Origin of the sequence: Bartonella vinsonii subsp. berkhoffii ATCC 51672, from assembly GCF_902825225.1 — a bacterium.
Lineage (GTDB): Bacteria > Pseudomonadota > Alphaproteobacteria > Rhizobiales > Rhizobiaceae > Bartonella > Bartonella berkhoffii.
In genome coordinates, this window is record NZ_CADEAK010000031.1 from 1 (window position 1) to 4,435 (window position 4,435).

General features: G+C 41.6%; 4 protein-coding genes and 1 pseudogene. 3 read left to right on the forward strand and 2 right to left on the reverse strand.

Annotation, left to right across the window (positions count from 1 at the left end; genetic code table 11):
• The 3 genes and pseudogenes from J7R10_RS07685 to J7R10_RS07695 form a co-directional block, all read left to right on the forward strand.
• Positions 1-87 (forward strand): annotated as a pseudogene (locus J7R10_RS07685) (lambda exonuclease family protein); the annotation flags it as partial.
• Positions 88-200: 113 nt separating this feature from the next.
• Positions 201-449, forward strand: coding sequence for a hypothetical protein (locus tag J7R10_RS07690; RefSeq protein ID WP_010705727.1), 249 nt, complete (start codon positions 201-203; stop codon positions 447-449).
• Between the two features lie 2 nt (positions 450-451).
• Positions 452-1,495 (forward strand): tyrosine-type recombinase/integrase, encoded by a 1,044-nt coding sequence (locus J7R10_RS07695; RefSeq protein WP_010705728.1) that lies wholly within the window; start codon positions 452-454, stop codon positions 1,493-1,495.
• A gap of 509 nt (positions 1,496-2,004) precedes the next feature.
• On the opposite strand, the gene J7R10_RS07700 is transcribed toward J7R10_RS07695, so the two are convergent.
• Both J7R10_RS07700 and J7R10_RS07705 read right to left on the reverse strand, forming a co-directional pair.
• Positions 2,005-3,474 (reverse strand): replicative DNA helicase, encoded by a 1,470-nt coding sequence (locus tag J7R10_RS07700; protein ID WP_010704527.1) that lies wholly within the window; start codon positions 3,472-3,474, stop codon positions 2,005-2,007.
• Entirely contained in the window at positions 3,453-4,433 is a 981-nt protein-coding gene (locus tag J7R10_RS07705) for a phage late control D family protein (protein WP_246787415.1), read from the reverse strand. The genes J7R10_RS07700 and J7R10_RS07705 overlap by 22 nt, the downstream gene beginning before the upstream one ends.
• Between the last annotated feature and the right edge of the window lie 2 nt (positions 4,434-4,435).

The window sequence follows — 4,435 nt, forward strand, 5'->3', positions numbered from 1 at the left end:
CACATTGAAGAGATTAACAAAGCAGTTGAAGTTTTTTTAGCGGAAATAGAGCAAGACATGAAAAAGATTTTGACAAAAGCTGCTTAAAGCTATGGGGGTGCTCCTCTCCTCCCGAGCATCCCCGCCCTTTCCTAACAACTTTCAACCAATGCGTGATTCACGCCACAAGTGAATTGCATCTAAAATTAAGGGGAAACAATATGGGACACCGCCCACCTACTATCACGCAACCAGCTATTGCTCGCGCCTTAAGAGAAGCAAAAAAACAAGGATGTGAATTAATAGAAATCAAACCTACAGGAGAATTATTAATTCATATCAATAAAATCATTCCACCCAAAACGACAGATAATACTTATAGCATTGATGATTTTCCACCGCTTGAAAATGAACAAGAAGAATATAGCACCAATAAATCTTGCCCCCCTGTTGACGATATAAAGTTTTAGCCATGCCAAAATGTCGTCCACCACATCTTGTTCGTGAACGTACACGCCATGGTAAAACCATATGGTATGTGCGTATTGGTCATGGACCACGATTTCGAATTGAAGGAACCTATGGGACACAAGAGTTTGTTGACAACTATACGATTGCCATTCAACAAGCGCAAAATGGTCCCTCCAAGAAAATAAAACAAACCAGACTTACAGAAGGATCTTTCGATTGGTTGCTGCATCAGTATTTACAAAGCATGCAATGGCATAATCAATCAGAATCCACTAAAAAAGTTAAGTATAGAATTCTAAACAATGTTTCTAAACATATTGGTGATCGCGCATATAAAAGCATAGAAAAACATCATATCCTTGACGCCGTAGACAGAAGGCGAGATACTCCCGCAGCGGCAAAACATTTTTTGACCTCTTTAAACGGTCTCTTTAATTGGGCGGTTGATAATGCCCTTTTAAATAGAAATCCTGCCTTTAATATAAAAGCACCAAAATCTCTGAACAGCGAGGGATTGCTGCCATGGCTAGAAGAGGATATAGACAAATATTATCACCATTGGTCACATGGTACACATGAACGCGTCTGGATTGATGTTCTTCTTTATACGGGCTTGCGCCGTGGTGACGCCGTTCGTATTGGTTGGAAAGATGTTAAAGATAATATTATTTATCTCAAAACAGAAAAGAGCCAATTTAAAACAGATGTTTTTCTTCCCATTTTACCTGAATTAGCAGAAACCCTTAAAATTGGTCCTATTGGAGAAGAAACATTCATCTGTAGTAAACTTAATCAAAAATTCACCAAAGAAAGCTTTGGAAATGCATTTCGACATGCTTGTAACGCGGTTGGAATAAAAAAATCAGCACACGGTTTGAGAAAATTGGCGGCAACGCGCGCAGCAAATGCTGGTGCTACAGTTTCACAAATGAAAGCGCTTTTTGGCTGGACAGAAGATAAAATGGCTTCACTCTATACCAAAACAGCAGATAGAAAACGGCTAGCAATAGAAGCAATAAAAAAGCTTCAAAAAAGTTCGGGATAGACAGGAAAAAAGTTAAAAGAATCAATGGAATCAAAATTCCCGAACTTTTATATAACCTATTGATTACATATAAATATAACGCCCCCACCCCCTCCGCCACTTAGTTTTTACAAACCAATAACTTATTGATTTTACATGTGTTTTTTTAAGGTTGTAGCTTGCCACTAGGTTTTGTATAATTTGACAGTAGGTTTTGTACCAATTTATTTTTTTCAAAGGTCTTTTTAGGCAGTTCTCAGAGCTGCTTTCATGAGTCTTATTTTGCTCTGCCCAGAATCATAATTTGAGATGATTCATCTCTTCCAGCAATCCTATTATTTGACACCTCAAATCTGTAAAAGATGCATACAGAGACCAACAAATTTTATATCATTTGCATCATATTTTGTAAAAATGACCTCCTTTTCAAAGGATTTTCGTTTTTTCAAAGGGCTCTCAAAGGGTCTTCAAAGACCTTTCAAAGGTCATTTATCGCCCCTTTTATGCATATTTTTCTCTTATGCTTTTCTTTAGAGATCACTGAAACGCGTGTAATCAGATTGGAAAGCAAGAGGAACAGTGCCTGTAGGACCATGGCGTTGTTTGGCTATAATCACTTCAGCTTGCCCCCTCACCTGATCCATCTTCTCTTGCCATTTGACAAATTCAACGCTGCCTTCTTTCGGCTGTTCATTTTTCAAGTAATATTCTTCACGATAGACAAACAAAACAATATCGGCATCTTGCTCAATCGAACCGGATTCACGCAAATCCGACAGTTGTGGACGCTTATCCGTGCGGTTTTCAACTTGGCGTGAAAGCTGTGAAAGAGCAATGATAGGAATATTCAGCTCTTTGGCTAATGCCTTAAGAGCCATGGTAATGGCTGTCATTTCTTGCACACGGCTGTCTGAGGAACGCTTTGTATGACCCGTCATAAGCTGGATATAATCAATCATCAACACATCCAAACCATGTTGTCTCTTTAAACGCCTTGCACGTGCTGCCAATTGAGTAACAGACAGACCACCCGTTTGATCGATATAAAGCGGGGCTTTTTGCAGAGAACGCGTCATGTGGATGAGTTTAGTAAATTGCTGTTCTGAGAGATTGCCCCGTCTGATATCAGAAGAAGAGACCTCCGTTTGTTCAGAAAGAATGCGGGTTGCTAGTTGTTCTGAAGACATTTCCAACGAGAAGAATCCAACAATGCCTCCCTCATTGTCTTGTTCTTGTGTCTGGTCATCACGTGTGAAAGCATTGGCAATGTTAAAGGCAATGTTGGTTGCAAGAGAGGTTTTCCCCATTCCGGGGCGTCCAGCGATGATAATGAGATCAGATTTTTGTAACCCTCCCATTTTCTCATCAAGGGTTTTTATATGGGTTGCGATTCCTGAAAGCCTTGAGGAACGCTTTTTTGCAGCGCTTGCCATGTTCAGTGCTTTTGCAATGGCTGTCTCAAAGTTTTCAAATCCACCGCCATATTTTCCCTTTTCGGCCAACTCAAACAATTGCTGTTCAATCCTTTCAATCTGTTGTGAGGGGCTCAACTCTACAGGAGCGTCAAAAGCTGTATGAACAACCTGATGCCCAAGAGTAATCAAACAGCGTCGCAGGAAAAGATCATAAATAACCCGCCCGTAATCTTGCGCATTACTGATGGTGATTGCTTCTTTAGCGAGACGCACAACATAATGAAAGACAGTAATCTCACCAATTTTTTCTTCTGCTGGAAGAAAGGGTTTCATGGTCACGGGATTAGCAAGTTTTCCCTTATGGATCATCTGTGAGGCAACCGCAAAGATCTTTTGATGCAAGGGTTCAAAAAAATGCTTTGCTTTAAGAAAGTCCGAAACACGATCAAGGGCATCATTGCTTATGAGAATTGCCCCAAGTAAGGCTTGTTCAGCTTCAAGATTGTATGGAACTTCTCCAAATGAAGATATATTGTCCCTTTGATTGTCTCGTTCACTACACTCTACGAGGTTGACTTTTCCCATGGCTCTTTCCCCTTGTCTTGTGCTTCAAGAGTAATGTCTGTGGTATAGCCGCTTTGTTTCTCATAGCGGTGGGTGACGGTTGCGGCTTTCCATGGTCCATTGATTTGCTTCCGGAACCCTTGCAAAATGAGAGGTTGATCGGCCATGATTTCGGGGCGCCCTTCAAGGGACAAAGAACCACTGCCCATGCTACGACACAGCCGATCTGATTCTGATGCGGCAGCGGCTAAAGCTTCCTCTTTACAAGGATAGCAACCACGCAAACGCCGTGTGGGGCCTTGGAGATTTGTGCAATATTTGACAGACAGCTGCTTTCCTTGCGAGCGATCAAAGTAGGTTGATTCAACGCTGCCATATTGGGTGCGTGGCTCTAACGTGAATTCCCAACTGGAGCAGTCATGCTTATGAAGTTCGAGGACCGGTAAATTGTCGCCACTTAAAAATAAAAACTTATTGTCCTTGATTAAAAAACGTGCCTGCATGCGGTCTGCAAGGCGGGTTAAAAAATCAACAGCCGATTGATCCGTACGAATCACATAAGGCAAAGTTTTGTGCGTGAATTGAGGACTGATTTTTGCTTGATAACCATGGCGTTTGGCCAGGGTTTCAACAATCTCGCCAACGGTTTTGTGATCAAAATGTTCACTTGTTTGTTCTTTGAGTTCTTTACGCATTGAGGCGCTTTTGCCACAAAGGCGCAAGATCTCTCCATCACTGCCCCCGATACTGACAACCGATTCGACAACAAAACGCCCCATAAAAGCACTGATGCTGTTCTCATAGCCAAAGATCACCTGCAGAGCGCTATTGCTTTGCGGAACCTCTAAATCATTACCACGATCATCAAACTCCGCTTCAAATCTATCGGCTTCATTGCCAGCATGATCAGTGATGGTTGCATTTAAAAGACGCTGATAAAAAACCTCATGCACGGGTTTGTCTTCCACCTTGACCACAATAA